Raw genomic sequence first — 26,260 nt, 5'->3', positions numbered from 1 at the left:
CGCCGGGTGGGGGTGCGGGGGCGGTGGTCGGGTGACGGGTCGGCCTGGCAGTGTGGCACCTATGTGCGGACGGTATGCGTCGAGTCGTAGGCCCGAGGATCTCGCAGGAGTCTTTGAGATCGAGACGTGGGAGCCGGAGGAGTCCCTGGAGCCCGATTACAACGTGGCTCCCACCAAGGAGGTCTACGCGGTTCTCGACCGCCCTCTGAAGGACGCCGACGACAAGCGGCCGGTTCGCCAGCTCCGGAAGCTGAAGTGGGGGCTGGTCCCGTCCTGGTCCAAGAGCCCCGAGGGCGCCGCCCGGATGATCAACGCCCGCGCGGAGACCGTGCACGAGAAGCCGTCGTACCGCCGGGCCTTCGCCGCCCGGCGCTGCATCCTGCCCGCCGACGGCTACTTCGAGTGGGTCACCGGCGCGGGGGAGCGGGAGCTGGAGGTCGAGGGCAGGAAGAAGCGCCCGCGCAAGCAGCCGTACTTCGTGCTCCCGGCCGACGGGTCGGTCTTCGCGATGGCCGGGCTGTACGAGTTCTGGCGGGACAGGACGCTGCCGGACGACCACCCGCGGGCCTGGTGGGCGACCTGCTCGGTGATCACGACCGAGGCCGAGACGTCCCCGCTGGCCGTGGCCCCGCAGGACGGCCCGCGCGCGTTGGCCGACATTCACCCCCGGATGCCGCTGATGCTCACGCCCGACCGCTGGGACGGATGGCTCGATCCCGCCCGCACCGACCCGGACGATCTGCGGGCTCTGCTCGAACCGCCGCCCGCCGGGCTGATGCGCGCCTACCCCGTCTCCACCGCGGTCAGCAGCGTCCGCAACAACGGCCCGGAGCTGCTGAAGGAGCTGGAGGGGCCCGAGGAGGGCACACTCTTCTGACGTGACCGAGATCGAGGCAGCAGCGAACGCGGCGGCGAAGGAAGAGATCGACACGGAGGCCGGCACGGCCCGTGTCAGCTGGTACGAGGCCGAGGCACCGGAACGCGTCCTCGCCCTCGGCCATGGCGCCGGCGGCGGTGTCGAGGCCCGTGACCTCCGGGCCCTCGCCGCCGTGCTCCCCGCGCACGGCGTGAGCGTCGCCCTGGTGGAGCAGCCGTGGCGGGTCGCGGGGAAGAGGCTCGCGCCCGCGCCGAAGACCCTGGACGTGGGCTGGCGAGGACTGTGGCCCGCGCTGGCGAAGCCGGGACTCCCGGTGATCGCGGGCGGGCGGAGCGCCGGAGCCCGGGTCGCCTGCCGTACGGCGACGGAGCTGGGCGCCGTGGCCGTCCTGGCGCTGAGCTTTCCGCTGCATCCGCCGGGGCGGCCGGAGAAGTCGCGGGCGGACGAGCTGCTGGGGGCCGGTGTGCCCACGCTCGTCGTCCAGGGCGGGAACGATCCGTTCGGGAAGCCGGAGGAGTTCCCGGAGGGCCCGTACGGGCTCGTCGAGGTGCCGTACGGCGATCACGGGTTCGCCGTGCCGAAGAGGGCGCCCCTCGGGCAGGAGGAGGCGCTGACCGTGCTCACCGACGGTGTCGTGGAGTGGATCGCGTCACTCGGATGACGGGTCGTGCGGCGGCCGGGAATGCGGAGCGGCGGGCCTTGGTTGTGCGGATCAGACAGTGCGAAAGACCGTGCTGACCGCCCTAGGAGAGGAAGTCCGCCGCATGGGTTCGACCTACTGCCCGAGCCGCAGCAGCCGCGCTGACCTGGACTGGACGGTGCTGCACGCGGCCAAGAGCGGCCCAGTTCGGGCGGCGGCGGGCATGGATCGTCGTCTATCCTCCGATTCTGGTGGTACCGGTTTCGGTATCGCACAGACGCTGGAGGAGGTGGGTCCGGTCACTGGGACCGACGCAGGGACCGAACGGGGCCAGGCGGAGCAGCCCGAGGGCACCGAGACCGCCGCGGAGCGCAGCGCCCGGTTCGAGCGGGACGCCCTGGAATTCCTCGACCAGATGTACTCGGCAGCGCTGCGCATGACGCGCAATCCGGCCGACGCCGAGGACCTGGTGCAGGAGACGTACGCGAAGGCGTACGCGTCCTTCCACCAGTTCCGTGAGGGCACCAACCTGAAGGCCTGGCTGTACCGCATCCTCACGAACACCTTCATCAACTCGTACCGCAAGAAGCAGCGCGAACCCCAGCGCTCCGCGGCCGAGGAGATCGAGGACTGGCAGCTGGCGCGCGCCGAGTCGCACATGTCGACCGGACTGCGTTCGGCCGAGTCGCAGGCGCTCGACCACCTGCCCGACTCGGACGTGAAGTCGGCGCTGCAGGCGATCCCCGAGGAGTTCCGCATCGCCGTCTATCTCGCGGATGTCGAGGGCTTTGCGTACAAGGAGATCGCCGACATCATGGGGACACCCATCGGCACGGTGATGTCCCGGCTGCACCGGGGCCGCCGTCAACTGCGCGGCATGCTCGAGGACTACGCCCGTGACCGCGGGCTCGTCCCGGCCGGCGCCGGAGAGTCGAACGAAGCGAAAGGCTCGGGCTCATGAGCTGCGGAGAGCCGCACGAGACGGATTGCAGCGAAATCCTCGATCATCTCTACGAGTTCCTCGACCGGGAGATGCCCGACGCCGACTGCACCAAGTTCGAGCACCACTTCGAGGAGTGCTCGCCCTGTCTGGAGAAGTACGGGCTCGAACAGGCCGTGAAGAAGCTGGTCAAGCGGTGCTGCGGGCAGGATGACGTGCCGACCGACCTGCGGGCCAAGGTGATGGGCCGGATCGATCTGATCCGGTCGGGGCAGACCGTGCCCGAGCACGATGTGACGGCGGCCTCTCCGGCCGCTCCTCAGGAGAGCTGAGAACCACCGGGGCGGAGCCCGCCGCGGAAGGGCCGTGCGGCCCCTCCCGCGGCGGGCTCCGTCGTCGCGTCGGATGCGGGGCGGAAGCGGCTCAGACCTCCAGGCCGTTCTCGATGCGCTTCAGGCCGTGCCTGGCCAGCGCCAGGTTGCTGCGGGAGCGGTCCAGCGCCAGGTAGAGGAAGAGCGAGCCCTTGCTGCTGGTCAGCGGGCGGATCAGGTGGTACTGGCGGCCGAGCGTGATCAGGATGTCCTCGATCACGTCGTTCATGTCCAGCGAGGCCAGCGTGCGCATCTTGGCCCGCACCACCTCGGTGTTGCCGGCCGCCGCCAGCTCCAGGTCGAGGTGCTGTCCGCCGCCGAGGGTGCCGAGCGACATGCCGCTCTCGTAGTCGACCAGCGCGACGCCGACCGCGCCGTCGAGAGCCATGGCTTCCTTGAGCGCCGTCTCGATGTTCATATTGCTGCCCCAATTCCTCAGTGCTGCTGACCGGTCACTGTCCGGCCAACTACGATCGACGCGAGTGACCTACCGGTCACAAACATCAACTTTTGGCCTTGTTGTGGAAGTTGGCGTTCAAAGTACTGCGCGGCGCGTGAACGTGGAGGGCGAATGGGGGGACTTGAGGAAAGGAAGCCTGCGCTCCAGACCTCCTTGGACCGGCTTCTCGACTCTCCCGGTGTCGTCGGCGTCGCCCTCGTCGACGCGGTCACGGGTCTCACGTACGCCACGGCGGGCGACGCCGCGGCGGCGGGGACGGGGGTGGAGTGCTCCGATCTCGCCACCCTGATCTCCGAGCGGCTCGGCGCCGCGGGGGCCGAGGGCGAGCTGGAAAGCGTGGTCATGACCAGCAGGCATCGCCACCAGGTGCTGTTCTGCGTGGACCGGTCGGCCGGCGACCCGCTGCTGCTGGCGGCCGGCCTCGACCGCGACCGGGCGAACGTGGCCCTGGCGCTGCGCAGTCTCGGCGACCGGGTCCGAGAGGTGCTGGCGTGAAAACCCCCTCGGCCCGCAACGTACCCGCGCTCCTCCAGGCCCTGCACCAGGAGGGCCGTACCTGCACGGTCCGAGTCTCGGGCTCCCCCGGTGGCACGATTCACCTGCGGGACGGCCTGATCGGCGCGATCGAGACACCGGGCGCGCCGACCGCGACGTCCGCGCTGCTCTCCTCGGGCCGGATCGACGACGACGCCTGGCTGGCGGCCTGCGCGGCCGAACCCGACGCCGACCGGCTCGGCCCGCACCTGGTGGCCGCCGGCCTGATCGGCGCCGCCGAACTGGAGGTCGTCTGCACGGCGGCCCTGTTCGACGGGGCCTTCGCGATGGCGCTCAGTGCGCCCGGCGGCTGGGAACTGACCGCACGGCAGCCCACCCTCCTCGTCCGTCCCGGTGTCGAGCCGCGCCCGCTGGCGGAGGAGACCACCCGCCGTATGACACTGCTGACCGCACTGTGGGGCCCCGCGGGCGACCTGGCCCGTGCCCGGCCCGAACCGGTCACCGGACACGGCGGTGCGGAGCACGACGGCCGGCTGACCCGGCGCCACCGCGACCTCGTCGACAGCGTGAACGGCCGTCGCACGCCGCGCGACATCGCCTTCGCGCGGGGCCGCGGCCTCTACGCGGTGATGCTGGACCTCATCCGGCTGGAATCGCTGCAGCTGATCAGCTGGCGGACCAGGGCCGAGCCCGGTGGCCGCCCCAGCACGGCGCCCCGGACACCGCAGGCGCAGCCGGCCTCCGAGGAGCCGTCCCCGAGAGCCGGCCCCCTGCCCAGACGCAGGCCAGGTGGAGGCTCTCCGATCGGAGACCCCGGAGCGAAGGACGGGTAGTGAGCGCCGACAGAGACCCGGCCCGCAAGCGCCGCATCCGCAGCAAGGCCGCCCGCCTCCGACGGCGGCCGGCCCGGGGAACGGCCGCGGCCGACCGCCCGGCCCCGCCCACCGGCGCCCGCCCGGCCGCCGCACCGCTCACCCCGGCCGACGGACGGCCGCCGTGCGCCGAACCGGAGGGCGCGCCGGCCGGACAGCGGCCCGCCGCGCCCGTCCCCACGACCGAGGGGACCGGGGCCGGCGGCGCCGTCGCGGCACCACCCCCGTCACCCGTACGGGACGCCGCCGGACCACTCCCGTCACCCGTACGGGACGCTGCCGGACGGCCCCCGTTACCCGTGCGGGGAGCGACGCCGGTCCCCGTGAACACCGGGGACGGCACGTCGGACGGCCCGGCCGTGCCGCCGCCCTTCCCGCCCCTGTCCACGCTGTCGGCCGAGGAACTGCTCGCCGACCAACCCTCCCTCGACATGCTGCGGCGCGTCCGCCGCGGACTGCGGGCTCTCCCCGAGTCCGACGGGCACCTCTCCGACTGAGGGGTGCCCGAGACCCCCGTACGGCACCCACGATGCCCGGCATCGCCTGCCGCCCGGACGGCACGCCACCGCAGACATCTGGACCAAGGAGCACGTCCCCATGACCGCACACGCATCGACCGAATCGCTGATGGACATCCTGGCCTCGCTGCGTGACCGGGTGATGGGCGTCGCCGAGAGCGTCCTGTCCACCGTGGACGGCCTCCTCGTCGTCGCCGACGTCGACAAGGTCCATCCCGAGTCCGTCGCCGCGCTCGCCGCCGCCACCCTCGGCGTCAGCCGCCGCATGGCCGACCAGTCCGGTGCCGGCGCGCTGCGCGAGGTCGTCGTCCGGTGCGGTTCCGGCCACGTCATCGTGGTCGCCGTCGGCGAGCGCGCGCTCCTGACGGTCATGGGCGACGACGGCCTCGACCTCGCCGCCTTCCAGCGGGAGTCCCCGGCGACCGTGGAACAGCTCTCCAAGGTGCTCGCGGCGGACGTGGCGAACTGACGAGCGGGTACGGTCTCGTCGACCGCCGGTGCGGTGCCGGCCGTCGTCCTCCCGCGGGTGTTCCGTCCCAGGGTGGTGAATCGCTCGTGAGGGTACTGTCGAGAGACTGTCTGACCCCGTCCGTGGTGGGGTAACCCATGGGTAATGAGCGGCCCTCCACGCGGTCGTGGTTGGATGCGAGGGAGAGGGTGTACCGGGGGCGGCGGCCGGCCCACTCCGACGGGAACTGACAGGCGGGAACCGTAACTGGCAGGCGGGAATCGTGAGGATCTTCGGCAAGGGACGGCATCGGCCCTCCGCCTCTTGGCGGCAGGCCACCGATCGTGCGTTCACGCTGATCGGTGACGGTCGGTACGAGGACGCGGGCGCACTGTTGACACGTGCCGCGGACCTGGAGCCCTGGCTGTCCGAGTCCTGGTTCAACCTTGCCCTGCTGCACAAGTTCCGCCACGACTGGGAACAGGCGCGGGCGGCCGGTCTGCGGGCCGTGGCCCTGCTCGACCGGGAGACGGGGGCGCCCGACTGGTGGAACGTGGGCATCGCCGCGACCGCCCTGCAGGACTGGCCGCTGGCCCGCCGCGCCTGGCAGGCGTACGGGCTGCGGGTCCCCGGGGGCGCGTCCCGGCCGAAGCCCGGCAGCGGCCCCGGTGACAACGGCGAGCCGGTGGGCATGGACCTCGGCAGCGCGGCCGTACGGCTCTCTCCGGAGGGTGAGGCCGAGGTCGTGTGGGGGCGGCGGCTCGACCCCGCGCGGATCGAGGTGCTCTCCATTCCGCTGCCCTCGTCCGGGCGCCGCTGGGGCGAGGTCGTCCTGCACGACGGGGTGCCGCACGGCGAGCGGACCACGGCCGCGGGCCACGCCTATCCGGTGTTCGACGAGATCGAGCTGTGGGCGCCCTCGCCCGTGCCGACCTGGGTGGTGCTGCTGGAGGCCGCGACCGAGGCCGACCGGGACGCGCTGGAGCGCCTCGCGGCGGACGCCGGCTTCGCGGCGGAGGACTGGTCGTCGTCGGTGCGTCTGCTGTGCCGGCTCTGTTCGGAGTCGCGGATGCCGTCCGACGAGGGCGACGGGGAGCACCTGGACCCGCACGACCACAGTGAGCCGGGGCACCCGGGGCCGCTGGGGCATGTCACGGACGGGCAGCTGTGGGCGCCGGAACGGGAGTGCGGGGTGGCCGCGCCGGCCTCGCTGGTCCGGGGGCTGCTGGACGGATGGGTGGCCGACAGTCCGGATTCCCGTGACTGGCGGGATCTGGAAGAGGTCTGTTAGGGGCTCGTGGTTCGATTTTCGGCCACAGGTCCTGCGGGGGTTCTCGCACGGTTCCCCGCCCCCTCGCAGGGGCGCCCCCCGAGCGGTGCGATCCCCGTACCCTGTATCAGCAACTTCACCGCTTGTTGTTTTGAGGAAGGCGTACGTCTGCCATGGCCCAGCAGGACACCGATCAGCAGCGCGAGGGCGTGCTCCCCGTCGACGACGAGGGGTTCGTCATCGACACGGAGGACTGCGAGGAGCGCGAGCAGGCGTACCGCGAGCGCGGCACCTCGCTGCCGATCACCGTGGTCGGGAACCCGGTGCTGCACAAGGAGTGCAAGGACGTCACGGAGTTCGGTGACGAGCTGGCGAAGCTGGTGGACGACATGTTCGCCAGCCAGCGCACGGCGGAGGGCGTGGGCCTGGCCGCGAACCAGGTCGGCGTCGACCTGAAGGTGTTCGTGTACGACTGCCCGGACGACGAGGGCAAGCGGCACACCGGTGTGATCTGCAACCCCAAGCTGGTCGAACTGCCCGCCGAGGCGCGCCGGTTGGACGACAGCAACGAGGGCTGCCTGTCGGTGCCGACCGCGTACATGCCGCTCGCCCGCCCCGACTACGCCGAGGTCACCGGGCAGGACGAGAAGGGCAACCCGATCAAGGTGCGGGGCACCGGCTACTTCGCGCGCTGCCTGCAGCACGAGACCGACCACCTGTACGGCTACCTCTACATCGACCGCCTCTCCAAGCGCGACCGCAAGGACGCCCTGCGGCAGATGGCCGAGAACGAGCCCCGCTACCCCGTGGTCGCCAACGACTGAGCCCTCCGCCCGCCGCGCCGGGCCCGCCGGGCCGCCCCTCAGGCGGCCTCCGGGCCCCGGAAGGTCCGGCGGTAGGTCTGCGGGGTCGTACCCAGCGACCGCACGAACTGATGACGCAGGGCGGCGGCGGTGCCGAAGCCGGTGCGCCAGGCGATCGCGTCCACCGTCTCGTCCGTCCCCTCCAGCAACCGCTGGGCCAGCAGCACCCGTTGACGCAGGATCCAGCGGTACGGCGTGGTCCCGGTCTCCTGCTGGAAGCGGCGGGCGAACGTGCGCGGGGACATGTGCGCGCGAGCGGCGAGCTGCTCGACGGTGACCTCCTCGTCGAGGTGCTGCTCCATCCAGACCAGCACCTCGCCCACCGTGTCGCACTGCGAACGGGGCAGCGGACGCTCGATGTACTGCGCCTGGCCGCCGTCACGGTGCGGCGGCACCACCATCCGCCGGGCGATCTTGTTGGCGACCTCCGGGCCCTGCTCCTTGCGGACGATGTGCAGACAGGCGTCGATGCCGGCCGCCGTGCCCGCCGAGGTGATCACCGGGTCCGCGTCCACGTACAGCACGTCCGGTTCGACCACCGCCCGCGGATACTGCCGGGCCAGCTCCTCCGCGTGCTTCCAGTGCACCGCACAGGGCCGCCCGTCCAGCAGTCCTGCCGCGCCGAGCACGAACACCCCCGAGCACACGCTCAGCACCCGGGCGCCCCGGTCGGCGGCCCGCCGCAGCGCGTCCAGCAGCTCCGGCGGATAGGTCCGGTGCACATAGCTGTCACCGGCCGGTACGACGACCAGGTCGGCCTCTTCGAGCCGGTCCAGCCCGTACGGCGTGGAGACCGTGAACCCGGCCGGGGTCCGCAGGGTCGGGCCCTCCGCCGAGGCGACCGCGAAGTCGTACACGGGCAGGTCGTCATCGCTGCGGTCGAGGCCGAAGACCTCGCAGACGACACCCAGTTCGAAGGGATGCACGCCCTCCATGAGGACGGTGGCCACGTTTTTCAGCATGCTGCCAGTGTGCCTGGCAAGTGGCAGTAATTCGAGGGGGTGCGGCAGTCCTGCCACTGTTTGTCAGGAGCATTCGGCGCCAAAGTGGTGTCCATGGAAACGACACAGCTGCAAGGACTCATCGGAACCCTGGCCGTTCTCGGACTGCTCGCCCTGGTCGCACTGCCCGCGATCGTCGGCATCGTGCACGAGTGGCGCGTCGACCGGCAGCTCAGGCAGGCGCAGGAACGACGGGCGTCGCACCACATCGCCCGCGCCGCATGATCGCGGTGCTGGTGCCACTGACACGTCCCCGGCACGACGACGACCGCGCGGGTCACGCCGGCCGGGGACGAGGGTCACACCGCTGACCTGGGTGGCCTAGAAGTCCTCGTCCAGGTCGACGGTGCCCTCCACCGCCACCTGATAGGCCGAGGGACGTCGCTCGAAGAAGTTGGTCAGCTCCTGGACACCCTGCAGCTCCATGAACGAGAACGGGTTCTGCGAGCCGTAGACCGGCGCGAAGCCGAGGCGGGTGAGCCGCTGGTCGGCGACACACTCCAGGTACTGCCGCATCGACTCGGTGTTCATGCCCGGCAGGCCGTCACCGCACAGATCGCGCCCGAACTGCAGCTCGGCCTCGACGGCCTCCTTCAGCATGTCGGTGACCTGCTGCCGGAGCAGTTCGTCGAAGAGCTCCGGCTCCTCCTTGCGGACGGTGTCCACCACCTCGAAGGCGAAGGACATGTGCATGGTCTCGTCGCGGAACACCCAGTTGGTGCCCGTCGCCAGACCGTGCAGCAGCCCCCGGCTGCGGAACCAGTAGACGTAGGCGAAGGCGCCGTAGAAGAACAGGCCCTCGATGCACGCCGCGAAGCAGATCAGGTTGAGCAGGAAGCGCCGGCGGTCCGCCTGGGACTCCAGACGGTCCAGCTTCTCCACCGAGTCCATCCACTTGAAGCAGAACTCCGCCTTCTCACGGATGGACGGGATGTTCTCCACCGCCGCGAAGGCCGCCACCCGGTCCGCCGGGTCGGGCAGATAGGTGTCCAGCAGCGTCAGATAGAACTGGACGTGCACGGCCTCCTCGAAGAGCTGGCGGCTCAGGTAGAGCCGCGCCTCGGGGGAGTTGATGTGCTTGTAGAGGGTGAGCACCAGGTTGTTCGCCACGATCGAGTCGCCCGTCGCGAAGAACGCGACCAGCCGGCCGATCATGTGCTGCTCGCCCTCGGACAGCTTCGCCAGGTCGGCGACGTCCGAGTGGAGGTCGACCTCCTCGACGGTCCAGGTGTTCTTGATCGCGTCCCGGTAGCGCTCGTAGAAGTCCGGGTAGCGCATGGGGCGCAGAGTCAGCTCGAAGCCGGGGTCGAGCAGGTTCTGGTCAGTCATCACAGCCGGCGCGAAGCGCCGTCCTCCAGGGGTGGTGGTCGGGTGGCGGGCGGGAATCACTGACAGGCCTCGCAGGACTCGGGGTTCTCAAGGGAGCAGGCGAGGGCCTCTTCGGAGGTGGCCTGCTGGACGGGGACGGTCGTCTCGGGCTGCCGGGCCTGGCCCTGGGCCGCGCGGGCGATTCGGGTCGCCGGGCGCGAGCGCAGGTAGTACGTGGTCTTCAGCCCCGACTTCCAGGCGTACGCGTACATCGAGGAGAGCTTGCCGATGGTCGGCGTCTCCAGGAACAGGTTCAGCGACTGCGACTGGTCCAGGTACGGGGTGCGGGCGGCGGCCATGTCGATCAGGCCGCGCTGCGGGATCTCCCAGGCCGTGCGGTACAGCGCCCGGACGTCGGCCGGGATCCACGCGAAGTCCTGCACCGAGCCGTTCGAGTCGCGCAGCGCCTCCCGGGTGCGGGCGTCCCAGACGCCCAGCTCCTTGAGGTCCCTCACCAGGTACGAGTTGACCTGGAGGAACTCGCCCGACAGTGTCTCGCGCTTGAACAGGTTGGACACCTGCGGCTCGATGCACTCGTACACGCCGGCGATCGAGGCGATGGTGGCCGTGGGCGCGATGGCGAGCAGCAGCGCGTTGCGCATGCCCGTCGCCGCGACGCGCTCGCGCAGGGCCGCCCAGCGCTCCGACCAGGCCGGCTCGACACCGTAGTGGTCGGGGTGCAGCACGCCCCGGGCCGTACGGGTCTTCTCCCAGGCAGGCAGCGGGCCGTTGCGCTCGGCGAGGTCGGCGGACGCCTCGTACGCGGCGAGCATGATCCGCTCGGCGATCCGCGTGGACAGCGCCTTCGCCTCGGGGGAGTCGAAGGGCAGGCGCAGCTGGAAGAAGACGTCCTGCAACCCCATCGCGCCGAGGCCGACCGGGCGCCACCTGGCGTTGGAGCGGCCCGCCTGCTCGGTCGGGTAGAAGTTGATGTCGACGACGCGGTCGAGGAAGGTGACGGCCGTCCGGACGGTCTCGTCCAGCCGCTCCCAGTCCAGGTCGCCCGCGGCCCGGTCGACGAACGCGCCCAGGTTCACCGAGCCCAGGTTGCAGACCGCGGTCTCCCCGTCGTCCGTGACCTCCAGGATCTCCGTGCAGAGGTTGGAGGAGTGGACGACGTGGCCCGGCTCGGCCGTCTGGTTGGCGGTGCGGTTGGCCGCGTCCTTGAAGGTCATCCAGCCGTTGCCGGTCTGCGCGAGGGTGCGCATCATGCGGCCGTACAGATCACGGGCCGCGATCGTCTTGCGCGCCAGGCCGTTCGCCTCCGCCTTGCGGTAGGCCGCCTCGAACTCCTCGCCCCACAGGTCGACCAGCTCGGGCACGTCGGCCGGGGAGAACAGCGACCACTGCTCGTCGGCGTTCACCCGGCGCATGAACTCGTCCGGGATCCAGTGCGCGAGGTTCAGGTTGTGCGTACGGCGGGCGTCCTCACCGGTGTTGTCGCGCAGCTCCAGGAACTCCTCGATGTCGGAGTGCCAGGTCTCCAGATAGACCGCGGCCGCGCCCTTGCGCCGGCCGCCCTGGTTCACGGCGGCGACCGAGGCGTCCAGCGTCTTCAGGAACGGCACGATGCCGTTGGAGTGCCCGTTGGTGCCCCGGATCAGTGAACCGCGCGAGCGGATGCGGGAGTACGACAGGCCGATGCCGCCGGCGTGCTTCGAGAGACGGGCCACCTGGTGGTAGCGGTCGTAGATGGAGTCCAGCTCGTCCAGCGGGGAGTCGAGGAGGTAGCAGGAGGACATCTGGGGGTGGCGGGTGCCGGAGTTGAACAGCGTGGGGGAGGAGGGGAGGTAGTCGAGGCGGCTCATGAGGCCGTAGAGCGCGGAGACCTCGTCCACGGCGCGCGGGGTGTCGTCCTCCGCGAGGCCGCTCGCCACCCGCAGCATGAAGTGCTGGGGTGTCTCGACGACCTTGCGGGTGAGCGGGTGCCTGAGCAGATAGCGGCTGTGCAGGGTGCGCAGGCCGAAGTAGCCGAAGCGGTCGTCGCCGGCCGGGTCGACCAGGGCGTCGAGACGCGCGCCGTGCACGCGGACGAACTCCGCGGTGCGGTCGGCGACGAGGCCCTCCCGGTGGCCCACGGCGATGGACTCGGTGAACGTCGTGACGCCCTGCGAGGCGGCCTCGGCTCGGATGCCGATGGCCAGCAGACGGGCGGCCAGCTTCGAGTACGCGGGGTCCTCGGAGATCAGCCCGGCGGCCGCCTCCGTGGCGAGCTCGCGCAGTTCCGCGACCATCTCGGCGGTGGCCGCGCGCGAGGACCGTCCGCGCAGCGCGGCGGCGGCGACCCGGCCGGGGTCGGCGTCGGGGAGGTCGACGGTCAGCTCGGTCAGGGTCCGCAGCAACGCGGAACCGGGACCGTCCGTCTCCGTCGCCGGATCGGTCGAAGCCAGGTCGGCTGAAACCGGGTCGGCTGGCGCGATGGTCACGTGGGGCTCTCCCTCGCTCGGCAAGGGGCCCGGCGGAGGGCAGGCGGCAGCTCACGAGCGCACGGGGCGTCGCGTCCACCGGCCCATTCCACGAGGCCCGGACGTCAGGCACCCGGACCGGACGGCCGGGCGCGCTGTCGACAGGTGTTCGGACTGAACAGGCGTGCGCAGAAGGGCATGAACGCACGCGAGTACACCGTTGCGGGACAGTTCCGGATTCGCACCGGATTCCCCTGCGGCGACAGCGAGCATGAGCATACATCTAGTGCCGGGGCGCGGTGTCACCCCCACATGTTGTGTCGCGTTCGGCTTCGCAGGGTGTCAGAGCGTCAACTCATGGGCGAGGAGAGTGATGTCCGGGGCCTCGGGGAGGCGGCTCCCGTCACGCTGGTGCGCGGGTGAAGCCCAGGCGTTCGTGGATGCGACGGGCCGCGTGCACGCTCCGCTGGGTCGACAGCAGCACGCGTACACAGCCCCGCACGGTCCGGGCGCGCTCCATGCGGGCCCGCGCGAGGGTCGGCCGGGCCGGTCCCGTGGACGGCGGGAGCCGGTCAGTCCACCGCCGGCCACCGGGGCAGGGTCGCCACGAAGTCCTCGCTGAAGTCGCGGGTGCCCGGTCCCAGGGCGACGCGGCCGGTGGTGCGGAGGCGGGCGGTCAGGGCGGGGGACTCGGAGTAGTGCACGCGCGGAGCGGCGGCCGGGACGAACACGGTCTGGCCCCGCGTGAGTTCGCTCGCGCATTCGACGATGACGGCTCCCTCGGCGGCGGCCACGAACGCCTCGTCCCCGCAGACCCCCACGGCCAGGGGATCGTGCAGCGGGCAGGTGCCGTCCCCGCCGTGGCGGCTGTAGGCGTCCATGTACGTGCGCATCAGCCGGGCGGCGAGGGCCGTGCCCGGGCCGGCGGCCTCCAGGGCGGCCAGGTCGGCGGGGCGGAACAGCCAGCGGTGCGAGGCGTCCAGGTCGACCATGGTGAACGGGATGCCGGAGGAGAGCACGACCTCGGCCGCGTCGGGGTCGGCCCAGATGTTGAACTCGGCGACCGGGGTGATGTTCCCCGGCACCTGGGCGGCGCCGCCCATGAACACGAACCTGCCGACGCGGCGCGCGAAGCCGGGGTCCTCCAGGAGGGCGACGGCGACGTTGGTCAGGGGGCCGGTGGCGCACACCGTCAGCTCGCCCTCGTACTCCCGGGAGAGGCGGAGCAGGGCCTGTGCGGAGGACTCCGTCGGGTGCGGGGCCGTGGAGTCGGGCAGGGTCTCGTTCCCGAGGCCCGCCCGGCCGTGGAAGGCGGACGCCTCTCGGTAGGGGAGGCGGGAGAGGGTGCGGCCGGCGCCGCGGTGCACGGGGGTGCCCCCGTCGATGCGGAGGGCTCGGGCGAGGGCTCTGGCGTTGGCGTAGGTCGCCTCGGCGGGGAGGTTGCCGCCCACCGAGGTGTAGGCCTTGAGGTCCCACAGGCCTGTGCCCAGGAGGTACTGCAGGGCTACGGCGTCGTCGATACCGGGGTCGCTGTCCAGGACGATCGGTGCGCGAGCGGTCACCTTGTCAGGGTAGCGGGGCGTTTCTCGCCCCCGCCGCCCTTACCCGTCCCGTCCTCCAAGGGCTCTGCCCCTTCGACCCCGGGCAGCTGCGTGGTCGGGTGCGGGTGGGTGGGGCTTCTCGCGCAGTTCCCCGCGCCCCTAAAAGATCAGCCCCTGCTTTTCAGGGGCGCGGGGAACTGCGCGACCAGCCCCCACCGGATCCGCACGCACCCGCCACCCGAACCGCCCACCACGAAGGGAGTCGAAGGGACAGCGCCCCTGGGAGGGCTAGGGCGTGTTGCGAAAGTCCCGCCTGCCTCGCGACGCCATGCACGCACTCTCGCCGCACCGGGCGAAAGCCCAAGTACATCCAGTACGAGGGCTTCCGCCCGGCACGCCGAGAGCACGCACCTGACGCCGCGAGGCCCGCCCTTCGGGCGAACGACGGGACTTTCGCAACACGCCCTAGTGGCTCGACCCCGCTGTCGCCGGCGGGAGTTCCACCTGGACGCCCGCGTCGCCCGCGTCCGCCGTGTAGTCCTCCGGGCTGGTCTCGTCGATGCCGTCGGGGGCGTTGAAGGCCCGCAGGGCGAAGGTGAGGACCACCGTGACCACCACGTTGAGGACGAACGCGGTCAGGCCGATGTAGCCGATCTCGCCGATGCCGGGGATCTCCGCGGAGGAGCCGCCGAAGTGCTTCTGCGTGGGGGAGGCCACGCCGTACGCGGCGACCGTGCCGTACAGCATGCCGACGGCCCAGCCCGCGAGGAGGGCCCAGCGGTGGCACCAGCGGGTGAACAGACCGCCGACGAGCGCCGGGAAGGTCTGGAGGATCCAGATGCCGCCCAGCAGCTGGAAGTTGATGGCCACCGTCTTGTCCATGGTGAGGACGAAGGCCAGGGCACCCACCTTCACCATCAGGGACACCAGCTTGGAGACCTTGGTCTCCTGCGCGGGCGTGGCGTCCGGCTTGATGAAGTCCTTGTAGATGTTGCGGGTGAAGAGGTTCGCCGCCGCGATGGACATGATCGCCGCGGGGACCAGCGCGCCGATGCCGATGGCCGCGAAGGCCACGCCCGCGAACCAGTCGGGGAACATCGTCTCGAACAGCTGGGGAATCGCCAGCTGGCCGTTCTGCACCTGGACGCCGGCCGCGATCGCCATGAAGCCCAGCAGGGCGAGCAGGCCCAGCATCAGCGAGTACAGCGGCAGGATCGTCGTGTTGCGGCGGATGACCTCGCGGCTCCTGGACGACAGCGTCGCCGTGATCGAGTGCGGGTACATGAACAGCGCGAGCGCCGAGCCGAGGGCCAGGGTCGCGTACGTCCACTGGTTGGCGTCGCCGGGGACGAGGGCCCCGCGCGGTTTGTCCGTCGCCGGGTTGGTCTGGCTGTACGCCTCGCCCGCCTTGGCGAAGATGTCGTCGAAGCCGCCCAGCTTGATCGGGATGTAGATGATCGCCACCGCGATGACGAGGTAGATCAGGGTGTCCTTCACGAACGCGATCAGCGCGGGCGCCCGGAGGCCGGAGGAGTAGGTGTAGGCGGCCAGGACGCCGAACGCGATCAGCAGCGGCAGGTCCTTGACGAACCAGTTCGTGTTCTCGCCGCCGCCCACGCCCATCACGTCCAGCACGGCCTGGATGCCGACCAGTTGGAGGGCGATGTAAGGCATCGTCGCCAGGATGCCGGTGAGGGCGACCGCCAGCGACAGGCCCTTGGAGCCGAAGCGGCCGCGTACGAAGTCCGAGGTCGTCACATAGCCGTGCTTGTGGGAGACCGACCACAGGCGCGGCAGGAACGTGAAGATCAGCGGGTACACCAGGATCGTGTACGGCACCGCGAAGAACCCGGCCGCGCCCGCCGCGTAGATCGCCGCGGGGACGGCGACGAAGGTGTACGCCGTGTAGAGGTCGCCGCCGAGCAGGAACCAGGTGACCCAGGTGCCGAACGACCGGCCGCCGAGGCCCCATTCGTCGAGGCTGTGCTCGTTCTCGGCCTTGCGCCAGCGCGCGGCCAGGAAGCCCATCACCGTGACGGCCAGGAAGAAGAAGATGAAGACGGCGAGTGCGACGCCGTTCACGCCGTCCTTCACTTCGCGACACCTCCGTCCCGCGCGGGGGACCTGCGGGCGCGCTGGTCACGCTGCCACAGGACGTACGCGGTGGCGGTGAGCGCGGTGGAGATGAGCACCCAGGCCATCTGGTACCAGTAGAAGAAGGGGATACCGATGAACGTCGGGTCCGTCTTCGCGTACGAGCCGACCCAGAGCATCGCCACGAACGGGGCGAGCAGGCACAGGGCGATGACGACTCTGACAGGTGTCACCACCGGTGGTCCCACTTCAGGCGCTTCTGACATGTCCCGGTTCCGTCCCCTCACTGGTACGCCATGGATCGCCGCTGATCATGTGCTCGACGCGCAGGAAATCTAAGGGACGGGTTCCGTCGTCCGGAACCCCCTGTCCGGATATCGGATGCGGAGGTTGTGTGTTCGGCGGCTGCCCAACTCCTGGCAGGGGTCCGTTTCCTGGCGGTCCGTCCGGAGATCCCCCTCCTTCCGAGGCGCACGGCAGCGCCGGGCCGGGGCCGTGCCCGCGCGTACGCACAGCGGGGCCTCCCGGGTCGGTGCGGCGACGCAAGGACCGTAGAACAGGAGCGTGGGTCGCGCCACACCGCGTGCACCACCTGTGACGCGGGCGCGCCCGAACGGCCGCCGCCGCGTGGCGCCGGGACCCGCGCGGCCGGCCGGCCGGGGCGCCGCGTGTGGATCAGTCCTGCGGGCGCTTGAGCCTCGCCACGAACTTGTACCGGTCGCCGCGGTAGACCGACCGCACCCACTCCACCGGCTGGCCTTCCATGTCCAGCGAGTGCCGGGACAGCATCAGCATCGGCAGGCCCACGTCCGTGCCCAGCAGACCGGCCTCGCGCGGGGTGGCCAGCGAGGTCTCGATGGTCTCCTCGGCCTCGGCGAGCCGGACGTCGTACACCTCCGCCAGCGCGGTGTAGAGGGAGGTGTACTTGACCAGTGACCTGCGCAGGGCCGGGAAGCGCTTGGCGCTCAGATGGGTCGTCTCGATGGCCATCGGCTCGCCGTTGGCCATGCGCAGGCGCTCGATGCGCAGGACCCGGCCGCCGGCGGTGATGTCGAGCTGCCCCGCGAGCGTGTCGTCGGCGGTGATGTAGCCGATGTCGAGCAGCTGGGAGGTGGGTTCGAGGCCCTGGGCGCGCATGTCCTCGGTGTAGGAGGTGAGTTGCAGCGCCTGGGAGACCTTGGGCTTGGCGACGAACGTGCCCTTGCCCTGGATGCGCTCCAGCCGCCCCTCGACCACCAGTTCCTGGAGCGCCTGCCGCACGGTGGTGCGCGAGGTGTCGAACTCGGCGGCGAGGGTGCGCTCCGGCGGGACCGGCGTGCCGGGCGGCAGCGTCTCGGTCATGTCGAGCAGGTGCTTCTTCAGGCGGTAGTACTTGGGCACGCGCGCGGTACGGACGGTCGCCCCGTTCTCGTTCTCCGCACTGCTGACGTCGGTGCTCATGCTCCGCCTTCCCGGCTCCTCGTGGCGTGATCCCTCTGTATACCTCTGCGGGCCCCGCTGGTCTAGTCCACGGAGGAGTCTGTGCTGGTCCACTCCGTGGCGGTGCAGTGGTCTACCCGAAGAGTGTGGCCCAAGCGGGCCTGTTTTCGCTGGCTTATTACATAAAGGTTCTTGCATATGTAGGTCGCATAACGGCTGGTGAGAGGGGGTTCGAGCACTCTTGACACCGCGAATGGTCTGAGCCAAGCTCCGCCTACTGGTCTACACCATTGGTCCAGGTCCTGGCCCCAGGGGCGGTACGTCCTGTCACCGAGGGGAGCAGGGGGGTTTGTGGCATCCCTGGAGCAAGGGCATCCCTGAGGAGGATGGCGTGAAGAGGAAGCTGACGACCGCGATCTGTGTCGCGGGCATGATGGTCTCCATCGCGGCGTGCGGGGGCGGCGAGAAGAAGAGCGCGGACACCGGGGCGGACACCAAGGAGCTGACGGTCTGGCTCACGGTGGACGCTCAGAACAACTGGCCCGAGCTGGTCAAGGCCGCCGACGCGGCGATCGAGAAGAAGCACCCCGGCATCACCATCACGCACGAGTACTACGGCTGGCCCGACAAGAACGCCAAGCTCGACGCGGTCCTCGCCACCGACAAGGCCCCCGACGTGGTCGAGATGGGCAACACGGAGATGCTCGCCTACATGGTCAAGGGCGCCTTCGCCCCCCTCGACGCGGCGAAGTTCGACAACTCGGCCGCGTGGCTGGACGGCCTCAAGGCCTCCGTCACCTACGAGGGCAAGACCTACGGCGTGCCGTACTACGCCGGCGGCCGCGTCGCCAACTGGCGCAAGGACGTCTTCGCCGCCGCGGGAGTGAAGTCCCCGCCGAAGACGTACGCCGAACTCACCGCCGCCCTCGACAAGGTGCAGAAGAAGCGGGGCGACAAGTTCAGCGCCTGGTACCAGCCCACCCGTGACTGGTACGCGGCCATGTCCTTCGTCTACGACGCCGGCGGCTCGATAGCCGTCGAGTCCGGCGGCAAGTGGAAGGCCAGCCTCTCCTCGCCGGAGTCCGTCAAGGGGCTCACCGAGTTCAAGAACGTCGTCGACTCGTACATGCACGGCGACAGGACCAAGGACGAGTCCGACCGGTACATCGTCTACGGCCAGGGCAAGTCCGGCATGATCTTCGCCCCCGCCTGGGAGGGCGCGACCGCCGCGGCCAAGGAGAACGACAAGACCGGCAAGCTCGCGGGCAACGTCGAGAACTTCGTGATGCCCGGCCCGTCCGGCAAGAACCTCCCCGTGTTCCTCGGCGGCAGTGACCTCGCCGTCCCGGTGAAGTCCGACGCGCAGACCGTCGCCGCCGAGTGGATCAACGCCTTCACCGGTCCCTCCGGCCAGAAGGGCCTGATGGAGAAGGGCAACCTGCCCAACAACAAGACCGACCTCGCCACCCTGAAGGACGACCCGGCGACGGCGGTCCCGGCCACCGCGGCCGAGTCCAACTGGTTCGTCCCGATGGCCCCCGGCTGGGGCCAGGTCGAGAAGGCCCAGATCCTGCAGACGATGCTGCAGTCCATCGGCACCGGAAAGAAGTCGGTCGAGGAGGCCGCGAAGGCGGCCGACGCCGAGATCGACAAGGTCATCAACAACGAGTGACGGTGACCCGCCGGTCGGGCCCGGCCGTGACGGCCGGGCCCGACGGGGGTGCCCCATCGGATCGGCCGACGGGCGCCCGGGCCCGGCCGGTGAGTGCCCCAGGGCCTGCCGGTGGGCGATTGACGAAAGTGCCGCGATGAGGCGTCGGGTTCGGTGCCGGTGCGTCGTGGCCGGTCGCGCAGTTCCCGCGCCCCTTCCCGGGCGATCGCTGCCGGCCCCTCCTTCATCTGCTTAGGAGTGCGCGATGAGTGCCGCAGACACGACAGCCCCCGCGAAGGTGCCGCCCGCGCGGCCGGCGCCACCGCCACCCCCGGCGGCACCGGAACGGCCGACCCGGAAGCGGACCTCCGGCGGAGCCGCCGTGCCCTGGGCCCTCCTCGCCCCCTGTCTGCTGATCCTCGCCGTCGTCCTCGGCTACCCGCTCGTCCGTCTCGGGACGCTGTCCTTCCAGGAGTTCGGCCAGTCCCAGCTGTGGGGGTTCAAGCCGGCGGAGTCGGTCGGCTTCGACAACTTCGCCAAGGTGCTGGGCGACAGCGAGTTCTGGACGGTCGTCGTGCGGACCGTCGTCTTCGCCACCGCCTGCGTCGTCTTCACGATGGTCATCGGAATGGCGGTCGCCCTGCTGCTCCAGCGGGTCTCCGGCTGGGTGAGGACACTCGTCAACATCGCGCTCGTGGCGAGCTGGGGCATGCCCATCATCGTCGCCACCACCGTCTTCAAGTGGCTGTTCGACTCGGACTACGGCATCCTCAACGCGCTGCTCAGCAAGCTCCCCGGCGTCGACATGATCGGCCACAACTGGTTCGCCAGCGGCCCCGAGGGCCTCGCCGTCATCACACTCCTCGTGGTGTGGGGCGCGGTGCCGTTCGTCGTCATCACCCTCAGCGCCGGACTCACGCAGGTCCCCAAGGAGTTGGAGGAGGCCGCCCGTCTCGACGGCGCCGGCGCGTGGGGCGTGTTCCGCTACGTCACCCTCCCCATCCTCAAGCCGATCATCGTGATGCTCACGACCCTCTCCGTCATCTGGGACATGGGCGTCTTCCCCCAGGTCTTCGTCATGCGCAACGGACACCCGGAGGCCGAGTTCCAGTTGCTCACCACCTACTCGTACGACAAGGCGTTCGTGGTCAACGACTACGCGCAGGGCTCCGCGATCGCCCTGCTCACCGTGCTGTTGCTGCTCGGCGTGATCGGCGTCTACATGCGCCAGATGCTGAAGATCGGAGAGGTCGAATGAGCACCGCCACCGTCTCCGGTCCCCGCAGGTCCAGGCTCGGCTGGAACCTGCTCGGCCTGGTCGTCTTCCTCACCGCGGGCTTCCCCGTCTACTGGATGCTCAACACGGCGTTCAAGCCGGCCAAGGACGCGATCGACCCCGACCCGAGCCTGCTGCCGACGTCGGTCACCTTCGCCAACTTCGGCCGGGCGCTGGACATCGCGGACTTCTGGGGGCCGGTCGGCCGCAGTCTCGTCGTCTCCCTCACGGTCGTCGTCATCGGCGTCGTCGTCGGCATGCTGGCCGCCCTCGCCATCTCCCGCTTCGCCTTCCGCGGCCGGAAGGTGGTCATCGTCGGCATCCTGGCGGTGCAGATGGTCCCGCTCGTCGCGATGATCATCCCGGTCTTCCTGCTCCTGAACGACCTCGGCCAGTACGACCGCCTCAGCGGCCTGGTCCTCACCTACCTGACCTTCATCCTCCCGTTCACCGTCTGGACCCTGCGCGGTTTCATCGTCAACATCCCGCGCGAACTGGAGGAGGCGGCCATGGTCGACGGCTGCTCCCGCACCACCGCCTTCCTCCGTGTGGTGTTCCCGCTGCTCGCGCCGGGCATGGTGGCGACCTCGGTCTACGGCTTCATCCAGGCGTGGAACGAGTACCTCTACGCCCTGATGCTGATGAGCCAGCAGAACCAGACCGCGACCGTCTGGCTCGGCAACTTCACCACCAAACACGGCACCGAGTACGCCCCGATGATGGCCGGCTCCACCCTGATGGCCGTGCCGATCGTCGTCCTCTTCCTCCTCGTCCAGCGCAAGATGGCCGCGGGCCTCACCGCGGGCGCCGTGAAGGGATAACCGACCCTGATGTCACCGACGACATTCGCCACCGGCTCGCCCGGCTCGCACTCCGGACAGGACGGCCTCGCGCGGGACGCGCTGACGGTGCTGCAGCCCGGCTTCACGGGCACCACCGCCCCCGACTGGCTGCTGCGGCGCCTCGGCGAGGGCCTCGCCTCCGTCGGCCTCTTCGGCCGCAACATCACCTCGCCCGGACAGCTGGCCGCCCTCACCGCCCGGCTGCGCGCCGAGCACGAGGACGTCCTCGTCGCGATCGACGAGGAGGGCGGCGACGTCACCCGCCTGGAGGTGCACGCCGGCTCCTCCTTCCCGGGCAACCACGCCCTGGGCGCGGTCGACGACGTGGCCCTGACCAGGGACGTCGCCTTCGCCCTCGGCCGCCGCCTGGCGGAGTGCGGCGTCAACCTCAACTGGGCGCCCTCGGCCGACGTGAACGCCAACCCCTCCAACCCGGTCATCGGGGTCCGCTCCTTCGGCGCCGATCCCGCCCTGGTCGCCCGCCACACGGCCGCCTACGTCACGGGGCTCCAGGACGCGGGGGTCGCCGCCTGCACCAAGCACTTCCCCGGCCACGGCGACACCGCCGTCGACTCCCACCACTTCCTGCCCCGCATCGACGCGGACCGCTCGCTCGTGGACTCCCGGGACCTGGCCCCCTTCCGCGCCGCCATCGCCGCCGGCTCCCGCGCGGTGATGAGCGCCCACATCCTGGTCCCGGCCCTGGACCCCGACCTTCCGGCGACGCTCTCCCGCGGCATCCTCACGGACCTCCTGCGCGGCGCACTCGGCTACGACGGGCTCATCGTCACCGACGGCATGGAGATGCGGGCCATCGCGGGCACCTACGGCATCGAACGCGGCAGCGTCCTCGCGCTGGCCGCGGGGGCCGACGCCATCTGCGTCGGCGGTGGCCTCGCCGACGAGGAGACCGTCCTCCGCCTGCGCGACGCCCTCGTCACGGCCGTGCGCGACGGCGACCTCGAGGAGGAACGCCTGGCGGACGCGGCGCGGCGGGTCCGGGCGCTGGCGACCTGGACCCGGTCGGCGGCCGAAACCCCCGGCGGGACCGCCGGCGCCGACACGGAGATCGGTCTCGTGGCCGCTCGCCGCGCCCTGACGGTCACCCGCGCACAGTCCTACGAGCCGCCCACCCAGCCCCTCTACGTCGCGGCCTTCGCGCCGGTCGCCAACATCGCCGTGGGCGACGAGACCCCCTGGGGCGTCGGCGCGGAACTGGCCCGCCTCGTTCCCGGCACCGAGACGGGCACCTTCGCCGGCGACAGCGCCGGAGCCTCGGCCCTGTCGGTCGCGGGCACCCGCCGTGTGGTCGCCGTCGTCCGGGACGAACACCGCCACCCGTGGATGACCGCGGCCCTCGACCTGCTCCTCGGCACCCGCCCGGACACGATCGTCGTGGAGATGGGCATCCCCCAGGCCCCACCCCGAGGCGCCCTCCACATCGCGACCCACGGCGCGGCCCGGGTCTGCGGCCGGGCGGCGGCGGAGGTCATCGCCGGCGTCCCCCGGGAGCCGGAGCGCGGCTGAGGGTGGGGCGCGCGGCGAAGGGCTGGGCCACTTGACCGGCGGGCGGGCGCCCAGGAGCCCGAGCGGCCGTGCCGGGGCTCTCGGCAGCCGGGCCGGGGCAGACCGACGACGCGGTCTGCGAGCGGGCGGCGGCGGAGGTCATCGCCGGCGTCCCCCGGGAGCCGGAGCGCGGCTGAGGGCGGGGGCGTGCGGCGAGGGGTCGGGACACACCGCGGGCGTGCGCCCGGCGGATCCGAGTAGCCGGGCGGCCAGGGCCCTCGCGCAGTTCGCCGCCGGGGCTCCGCGATACCGCCGACGCCGCCCCTGCCCGTCCAACACCTCAGCGCAGGCCGCCCCGCGCTCCCCGCACAAAGGCGCCACGGCCCCCGATACCCGGCCGTGGCGCCCGCGCATACTCCGCTGCTCTAGATCCCCTGCCAGTCGGGCTTGTTGCCGAACGTGTAGCGGAAATAGTCCGCCAGCTTCAGCTTCGACGCGGCGCCCTCGTCCACCACGACGGTCGCGTGGGGATGGAGCTGCAGCGCCGAGGCCGGGCAGACCGCCGCCACCGGCCCCTCCACCGTCGCCGCGACGGCGTCGGCCTTGCCCTCGCCGGTGGCGAGCAGCACCAGGTGCCGCGCCTCCAGGATCGTGCCGATGCCCTGGGTGATGACGTGGTGCGGCACCTGGTCGATGTCGCCGTCGAAGAACCGCGCGTTGTCGATCCGGGTCTGCTCGGTGAGCGTCTTGATCCGCGTCCGGGAGGCGAGCGACGAGCACGGCTCGTTGAACCCGATGTGCCCGTCCGTCCCGATGCCGAGCAGCTGAAGATCCACACCGCCCGCCTCGGCCAGCGCCCTGTCGTACGCCTCGCACGCCCCCGGCACGTCCTCGGCGGTCCCGTCGGGCCCCATGAACGCCTCCAGGCCCAGTCCCAGCGGCTCCAGCACCTCCCGCCGCAGCACCGAGCGGTACGACTCGGGATGCTCGGCCGGCAGCCCCACGTACTCGTCGAGCTGGGCGACCCGGGCCCGCGAGGCGTCCACGGCACCGGAGCGGACTTTCCGCGTGAGCGCGGTGTAGATGGGCAGCGGGGTCGAGCCCGTGGCCACCCCGAGCAGCGCGTCGGGCTTGCGCCGGAGCAGCTGCGCCATCGCCTCGGCTATGAGTTCGCCACCCGCCTTGGCATCCGGAACGATGACAACTTCCACGCTGGGCCTGCCGATCTGGAAAGAAGGACTCGAAAACTCCCGGCCCGGAGCGGGGTCGGGTACATCTCGTGTGGTGTAGACCAATCTAGCAGGGGGGTTCCCGTTCCCCCAGGGGCGAACGGGGAGGCGCGGGTCACCCCGGCGTCCGGCGTTCGCGCCCGCCGCCGGACCGAAGCGGGCTACTCTGCGAGTGTCCCGTCGGCGTATGGCGGGCAGGGGAACAACAACAAACATCCGCCAACGCATGGACACACGCAGTGGTCTAGTCAACAATGCGGGTAGGGCGTGTGATCGATCAGCGGCCCCCGGCCGCCGGCGATCGCACACGAACGAAGAACAAGCCTCCGTCTTCCCCGCACAGGAAGACGGACCGAGGACCCGGCGCTCTCTGCCCTGACTGCTCCGGATCCTCACCTTCGGCCGAACGGGACCGCACACCCCGCGGCCGATGTTGCTCCGGGCTGCGGTGCCGGGAGGGCTGAGGGTCCCTCTCAGGCGCCGCGGCCCGCGGGTGTTCTCCGGGGACGCCAGGACGGCCACCGGTGCTTTCCGGTCATCTTCGTACCGCCAGGTACGCTCGCACACGTGCCCTCCATGAACGAACTCGTCCGCCAGCACACCGCTCTCAGCGACTCCGACCTGGAGTGGCTGCATCTGCTGGTGTCGGAGTGGCAGCTGCTGTCCGACCTCTCCTTCGCCGACCTGGTCCTCTGGGTGCCCACCCGTGACGGCACGCGCTATGTCTCCGTCGCCCAGATGCGCCCCAACACCGGCCCCACCTCCTACCAGGACGACATGGTCGGCCACCTGGTCCCCCGGGGCCGCCGCCCCCTGCTGGACGCCGCCCACGACGAGGGCCGCATCGTCCGCGAGGGAGACCCCGAGTGGCGCGAGGAGGTGCCCGTACGGGTCGAGTCGATCCCCGTGCGCAGGGAGGGGCGGGTACTCGGCGTCATCGCGCGCAACACCAACCTGCTGACCGTGCGGACTCCGAGCCGGCTGGAGCTGACCTACCTCCAGAGCGCCTCCGACCTGGCCCAGATGATCGCGGCGGGCGCGTTCCCGTTCCCCGACCAGCAGGTCGACATGGACGCCTCGCCGCGCGTCGGCGACGGCCTCATCAGGCTCGACGCCGACGGCATCGTCCAGTACGCCTCGCCGAACGCCCTCTCCGCGTACCACCGCCTCGGCCTGGCCGCCGATCTCGTCGGCTGCCATCTCGGCCGCACGACCGCCGAACTCGCCCCCTCCCGGGGCCCGGTGGACGAGGCGCTGGCCAAGGTGGCGAGCGGGTGGGCGCCGCGCGAGTTCGAGATCGAGTCCAGTGACGGCGTGATCCAGTTCCGGGCGATCCCGCTCAAGCCCAAGGGCCCGCGCATCGGTTCGCTCGTCCTGCTCCGGGACGTGACGGAACTGCGGCGGCGCGAGCGCGAGTTGATCACCAAGGACGCGACCATCCGGGAGATCCACCACCGGGTGAAGAACAACCTGCAGACGGTCGCCGCGCTGCTGCGCCTCCAGGCCCGGCGCATCGAGTCCGAGCGGGGCCGCGAGGCGCTCGAAGAGGCGGTGCGACGGGTCGGGTCGATCGCGATCGTGCATGAGACGCTGTCCCAGAACCTGGACGAGCGGGTGGAGTTCGACGAGATCGCCGACCGGGTGCTCGCCATGGTCGCCGAGATCTCTCCCGGCAAGGTCGTCGGCCGGCGCACCGGACGCTTCGGCATCCTGGACGCGGAGGTCGCGACCCCGCTCTCGATGGTCCTCACCGAGATCCTGCAGAACGCCCTCGAACACGGTTTCCGCGAGGGCGACACCGGCACCGTCGAGGTCTCGGCCGTGCGCGGCGGCACCACCAAGGAGACCCGTCTCCTCGTCACCGTCCAGGACGACGGCGTCGGTCTCCCCGAGGGCTTCGACCCGCACCGCTCGGGAAACCTGGGACTGCAGATCGTACGGACGCTGGTCGAGGGCGAGTTGGGCGGCACGTTCGACATGGTCCCCGCACCGGAACAGGGCACCCAGGTGATCCTCGACATCCCCGTGCGGGCCCAGAAGTAGCCGCGGGAAGCAGCCGGCGTACGGCGTCCGTGGCGGTCGGGGTACCACGGACGCCGTACCCCGAACAGCACCGAGCCCCGGACCATCATGTGGTCCGGGGCTCGGGCTCGTGGCTGGTTAGGCGCACCGGG

Annotated in this window: 25 protein-coding genes and 1 riboswitch; of the genes, 16 read left to right on the top strand and 9 right to left on the bottom strand. The window is 71.0% G+C overall.

From position 1 onward, the window contains the following. Positions 1 to 61 precede the first annotated feature (61 nt). From SCAB_RS14430 to rsrA, 4 genes are all read left to right on the top strand, one after another. Positions 62 to 877 carry an SOS response-associated peptidase gene (locus SCAB_RS14430; RefSeq protein ID WP_041669205.1) on the top strand — a complete coding sequence of 272 codons (816 nt, stop codon included), beginning with the start codon at positions 62 to 64 and terminating at the stop codon, positions 875 to 877. A 1-nt stretch (position 878) separates the two neighbouring features. After that, positions 879 to 1,538 (top strand): alpha/beta hydrolase family protein, encoded by a 660-nt coding sequence (locus SCAB_RS14425; RefSeq protein WP_037728509.1) that lies wholly within the window; start codon positions 879 to 881, stop codon positions 1,536 to 1,538. A gap of 268 nt (positions 1,539 to 1,806) precedes the next feature. Further along, positions 1,807 to 2,478, top strand: a complete 672-nt coding sequence (gene sigR / locus SCAB_RS14420) for an RNA polymerase sigma factor SigR (RefSeq protein WP_013000816.1) — start codon at positions 1,807 to 1,809, stop codon at positions 2,476 to 2,478. Beyond that, positions 2,475 to 2,789 (top strand): mycothiol system anti-sigma-R factor, encoded by a 315-nt coding sequence (gene rsrA, locus SCAB_RS14415; protein ID WP_013000815.1) that lies wholly within the window; start codon positions 2,475 to 2,477, stop codon positions 2,787 to 2,789. The genes sigR and rsrA overlap by 4 nt, the downstream gene beginning before the upstream one ends. 91 nt (positions 2,790 to 2,880) lie before the next feature. Here rsrA and SCAB_RS14410 read toward each other — a convergent pair whose 3' ends face one another. Next, entirely contained in the window at positions 2,881 to 3,246 is a 366-nt protein-coding gene (locus SCAB_RS14410; RefSeq protein WP_013000814.1) for a hypothetical protein, read from the bottom strand. 195 nt (positions 3,247 to 3,441) lie between these two features. Between SCAB_RS14410 and SCAB_RS14405 the strand changes: the two genes are divergently transcribed. From SCAB_RS14405 to def, 6 genes are all read left to right on the top strand, one after another. Continuing rightward, the gene (locus SCAB_RS14405) at positions 3,442 to 3,783 is read left to right on the top strand and encodes a hypothetical protein (RefSeq protein WP_013000813.1); all 342 of its coding nucleotides are present in this window, start codon (positions 3,442 to 3,444) and stop codon (positions 3,781 to 3,783) included. After that, positions 3,780 to 4,616 carry a DUF4388 domain-containing protein gene (locus SCAB_RS14400; protein WP_013000812.1) on the top strand — a complete coding sequence of 279 codons (837 nt, stop codon included), beginning with the start codon at positions 3,780 to 3,782 and terminating at the stop codon, positions 4,614 to 4,616. The genes SCAB_RS14405 and SCAB_RS14400 overlap by 4 nt, the downstream gene beginning before the upstream one ends. Next, positions 4,616 to 5,152 (top strand): hypothetical protein, encoded by a 537-nt coding sequence (locus SCAB_RS48430; RefSeq protein WP_231885006.1) that lies wholly within the window; start codon positions 4,616 to 4,618, stop codon positions 5,150 to 5,152. The genes SCAB_RS14400 and SCAB_RS48430 overlap by 1 nt, the downstream gene beginning before the upstream one ends. A gap of 100 nt (positions 5,153 to 5,252) precedes the next feature. Further along, on the top strand, positions 5,253 to 5,642 hold the full coding sequence (locus SCAB_RS14390; protein WP_013000810.1) for a roadblock/LC7 domain-containing protein: 390 nt from the start codon (positions 5,253 to 5,255) through the stop codon (positions 5,640 to 5,642). 262 nt (positions 5,643 to 5,904) lie between these two features. Next, positions 5,905 to 6,912 carry a tetratricopeptide repeat protein gene (locus SCAB_RS14385; protein WP_013000809.1) on the top strand — a complete coding sequence of 336 codons (1,008 nt, stop codon included), beginning with the start codon at positions 5,905 to 5,907 and terminating at the stop codon, positions 6,910 to 6,912. Between the two features lie 152 nt (positions 6,913 to 7,064). Continuing rightward, positions 7,065 to 7,715: a peptide deformylase gene (def, locus tag SCAB_RS14380; protein ID WP_013000808.1), complete on the top strand. Its 651-nt coding sequence runs from the start codon at positions 7,065 to 7,067 to the stop codon at positions 7,713 to 7,715. A gap of 38 nt (positions 7,716 to 7,753) precedes the next feature. On the opposite strand, the gene SCAB_RS14375 is transcribed toward def, so the two are convergent. Beyond that, positions 7,754 to 8,716 (bottom strand): GlxA family transcriptional regulator, encoded by a 963-nt coding sequence (locus tag SCAB_RS14375; protein ID WP_013000807.1) that lies wholly within the window; start codon positions 8,714 to 8,716, stop codon positions 7,754 to 7,756. A 93-nt stretch (positions 8,717 to 8,809) separates the two neighbouring features. On the opposite strand from SCAB_RS14375, the gene SCAB_RS47725 reads away from it, so the two are divergent. Continuing rightward, on the top strand, positions 8,810 to 8,980 hold the full coding sequence (locus tag SCAB_RS47725; protein WP_162934568.1) for a hypothetical protein: 171 nt from the start codon (positions 8,810 to 8,812) through the stop codon (positions 8,978 to 8,980). Between the two features lie 96 nt (positions 8,981 to 9,076). Here the strand turns inward: SCAB_RS47725 and SCAB_RS14365 are convergent, their stop codons facing one another. The 6 genes from SCAB_RS14365 to SCAB_RS14340 form a co-directional block, all read right to left on the bottom strand. Further along, positions 9,077 to 10,084 carry a ribonucleotide-diphosphate reductase subunit beta gene (locus tag SCAB_RS14365; protein ID WP_037728515.1) on the bottom strand — a complete coding sequence of 336 codons (1,008 nt, stop codon included), beginning with the start codon at positions 10,082 to 10,084 and terminating at the stop codon, positions 9,077 to 9,079. Between the two features lie 56 nt (positions 10,085 to 10,140). After that, positions 10,141 to 12,549, bottom strand: a complete 2,409-nt coding sequence (locus SCAB_RS14360) for a ribonucleoside-diphosphate reductase subunit alpha (protein WP_013000804.1) — start codon at positions 12,547 to 12,549, stop codon at positions 10,141 to 10,143. A gap of 122 nt (positions 12,550 to 12,671) precedes the next feature. Beyond that, a riboswitch (cobalamin riboswitch) is annotated at positions 12,672 to 12,807 on the bottom strand. Between the two features lie 293 nt (positions 12,808 to 13,100). Next, positions 13,101 to 14,090 (bottom strand): nucleoside hydrolase, encoded by a 990-nt coding sequence (locus tag SCAB_RS14355; RefSeq protein ID WP_013000802.1) that lies wholly within the window; start codon positions 14,088 to 14,090, stop codon positions 13,101 to 13,103. Positions 14,091 to 14,534: 444 nt separating this feature from the next. Beyond that, a complete protein-coding gene (gene mctP / locus SCAB_RS14350; protein ID WP_013000801.1) occupies positions 14,535 to 16,163 on the bottom strand; it encodes a monocarboxylate uptake permease MctP in 1,629 nt (542 codons plus the stop codon). After that, complete coding sequence (locus SCAB_RS14345) at positions 16,160 to 16,429, bottom strand: DUF3311 domain-containing protein (protein ID WP_173402874.1); 270 nt, start codon at positions 16,427 to 16,429, stop codon at positions 16,160 to 16,162. The genes mctP and SCAB_RS14345 overlap by 4 nt, the downstream gene beginning before the upstream one ends. 409 nt (positions 16,430 to 16,838) lie before the next feature. Then, entirely contained in the window at positions 16,839 to 17,603 is a 765-nt protein-coding gene (locus SCAB_RS14340) for a GntR family transcriptional regulator (RefSeq protein WP_005480427.1), read from the bottom strand. Between the two features lie 370 nt (positions 17,604 to 17,973). On the opposite strand from SCAB_RS14340, the gene SCAB_RS14335 reads away from it, so the two are divergent. The 4 genes from SCAB_RS14335 (at position 17,974) to SCAB_RS14320 (ending at position 22,878) form a co-directional block, all read left to right on the top strand. After that, entirely contained in the window at positions 17,974 to 19,254 is a 1,281-nt protein-coding gene (locus SCAB_RS14335; RefSeq protein WP_013000799.1) for an extracellular solute-binding protein, read from the top strand. Between the two features lie 244 nt (positions 19,255 to 19,498). Further along, positions 19,499 to 20,491, top strand: a complete 993-nt coding sequence (locus SCAB_RS14330; protein ID WP_013000798.1) for a carbohydrate ABC transporter permease — start codon at positions 19,499 to 19,501, stop codon at positions 20,489 to 20,491. After that, positions 20,488 to 21,330, top strand: a complete 843-nt coding sequence (locus SCAB_RS14325) for a carbohydrate ABC transporter permease (RefSeq protein WP_013000797.1) — start codon at positions 20,488 to 20,490, stop codon at positions 21,328 to 21,330. Before SCAB_RS14330 ends, SCAB_RS14325 begins: the two co-directional genes overlap by 4 nt. A 9-nt stretch (positions 21,331 to 21,339) precedes the next feature. After that, complete coding sequence (locus SCAB_RS14320; RefSeq protein ID WP_013000796.1) at positions 21,340 to 22,878, top strand: glycoside hydrolase family 3 protein; 1,539 nt, start codon at positions 21,340 to 21,342, stop codon at positions 22,876 to 22,878. Between the two features lie 404 nt (positions 22,879 to 23,282). On the opposite strand, the gene nagB is transcribed toward SCAB_RS14320, so the two are convergent. Then, positions 23,283 to 24,068, bottom strand: coding sequence for a glucosamine-6-phosphate deaminase (nagB, locus tag SCAB_RS14315; protein ID WP_013000795.1), 786 nt, complete (start codon positions 24,066 to 24,068; stop codon positions 23,283 to 23,285). A 594-nt stretch (positions 24,069 to 24,662) separates the two neighbouring features. Between nagB and SCAB_RS14310 the strand changes: the two genes are divergently transcribed. Further along, positions 24,663 to 26,129 (top strand): sensor histidine kinase, encoded by a 1,467-nt coding sequence (locus SCAB_RS14310; protein ID WP_041669203.1) that lies wholly within the window; start codon positions 24,663 to 24,665, stop codon positions 26,127 to 26,129. Positions 26,130 to 26,260: the final 131 nt, after the last annotated feature.

Source organism: Streptomyces scabiei 87.22 (assembly GCF_000091305.1).
Lineage (GTDB): Bacteria > Actinomycetota > Actinomycetes > Streptomycetales > Streptomycetaceae > Streptomyces > Streptomyces scabiei.
This window is presented reverse-complemented; position numbering and strand designations above follow the sequence as displayed.

Excerpts from the sequence above, each read along its gene's own strand:
- rsrA (WP_013000815.1), top strand. The coding sequence starts at position 2,475 with ATGAGCTGCGGAGAGCCGCACGAGACGGATTGCAGCGAAATCCTCGAT.
- SCAB_RS47725 (WP_162934568.1), top strand. The coding sequence starts at position 8,810 with ATGGAAACGACACAGCTGCAAGGACTCATCGGAACCCTGGCCGTTCTC.
- SCAB_RS14310 (WP_041669203.1), top strand. The coding sequence starts at position 24,663 with ATGAACGAACTCGTCCGCCAGCACACCGCTCTCAGCGACTCCGACCTG.
- SCAB_RS14375 (WP_013000807.1), bottom strand. The coding sequence starts at position 8,716 with ATGCTGAAAAACGTGGCCACCGTCCTCATGGAGGGCGTGCATCCCTTC.
- SCAB_RS14390 (WP_013000810.1), top strand. The coding sequence starts at position 5,253 with ATGACCGCACACGCATCGACCGAATCGCTGATGGACATCCTGGCCTCG.
- def (WP_013000808.1), top strand. The coding sequence starts at position 7,065 with ATGGCCCAGCAGGACACCGATCAGCAGCGCGAGGGCGTGCTCCCCGTC.
- SCAB_RS14340 (WP_005480427.1), bottom strand. The coding sequence starts at position 17,603 with ATGAGCACCGACGTCAGCAGTGCGGAGAACGAGAACGGGGCGACCGTC.
- SCAB_RS14320 (WP_013000796.1), top strand. The coding sequence starts at position 21,340 with ATGTCACCGACGACATTCGCCACCGGCTCGCCCGGCTCGCACTCCGGA.
- SCAB_RS14410 (WP_013000814.1), bottom strand. The coding sequence starts at position 3,246 with ATGAACATCGAGACGGCGCTCAAGGAAGCCATGGCTCTCGACGGCGCG.
- SCAB_RS14330 (WP_013000798.1), top strand. The coding sequence starts at position 19,499 with ATGAGTGCCGCAGACACGACAGCCCCCGCGAAGGTGCCGCCCGCGCGG.
- SCAB_RS14430 (WP_041669205.1), top strand. The coding sequence starts at position 62 with ATGTGCGGACGGTATGCGTCGAGTCGTAGGCCCGAGGATCTCGCAGGA.
- SCAB_RS14325 (WP_013000797.1), top strand. The coding sequence starts at position 20,488 with ATGAGCACCGCCACCGTCTCCGGTCCCCGCAGGTCCAGGCTCGGCTGG.
- SCAB_RS14345 (WP_173402874.1), bottom strand. The coding sequence starts at position 16,429 with ATGTCAGAAGCGCCTGAAGTGGGACCACCGGTGGTGACACCTGTCAGA.
- SCAB_RS14365 (WP_037728515.1), bottom strand. The coding sequence starts at position 10,084 with ATGACTGACCAGAACCTGCTCGACCCCGGCTTCGAGCTGACTCTGCGC.